General features: G+C 44.7%; 1 protein-coding gene. It reads left to right on the forward strand.

What is annotated here, in order from left to right; translation table 11 throughout:
• Nucleotides 1-722, forward strand: a 722-nt coding sequence (locus R7Z50_RS27175; RefSeq protein WP_318149707.1) for a lipid A biosynthesis (KDO)2-(lauroyl)-lipid IVA acyltransferase, incomplete at both ends; no start/stop codon positions are given.

Consider the following 722-nt stretch of genomic DNA (forward strand, 5'->3'; position numbering starts at 1 on the left):
AAACGTGACGACTACGACTCCAAAGCATATAACCCTGAATTTGAGCGTCATTTTTTGTCGCCTAAGTATTGGGGAACTTGGTTAGGTGTAATACTCTTTTTGCCGCTAGCCTTAATGCCTCTTAGCGCCCAAAAGTGGCTAGCCAAAACAATAGCTAAAAAGTTATCTAAATCTCATAAAGGGCCAGCTCACAGGGCTCGAGTCAACTTTGAATTATGCTTCCCTGGAAAGACGTTTCAGGAACGCGAAGCCTTAATTGAAAAAACGCTCTACACCGCAGCTATGTTCTTTTTTCGTTTTGGGTTGCTGAGTTTGCGTTCTCCTCAATGGCTTCAGAGGCGCTGCCAAATTCGAGGATTGGACGTACTACGCCAGCACATTGATAACAATGAAAATGTGATTTTGATGGTGCCTCACTCATGGGCTATCGATGTTCCTGCTATTTTGCTGGCTTCAATGGGGATGCCTGTCTCTGCGATGGCAAAAAAACAAAAGAATGATGTTGCTGACTGGCTGATGCACAAGCAAAGAGTTCAATACGGTGGTCGTGTTTACGAGCGCTCTGGTGGAATTAAGCCTTTTCTAAAATCTATTCGAGACGGCTACATTGGGTATTACCTGCCCGATCAAGATCATGGCCCTGAACACAGCGTATTTGTCGACTTTTTCGCCACACGTAAAGCAACGCTCCCTGGATTGGGTAAAATTGCTAAACTATCACG

The sequence above is a fragment of the Vibrio sp. 1249-1 genome (assembly GCF_033340495.1).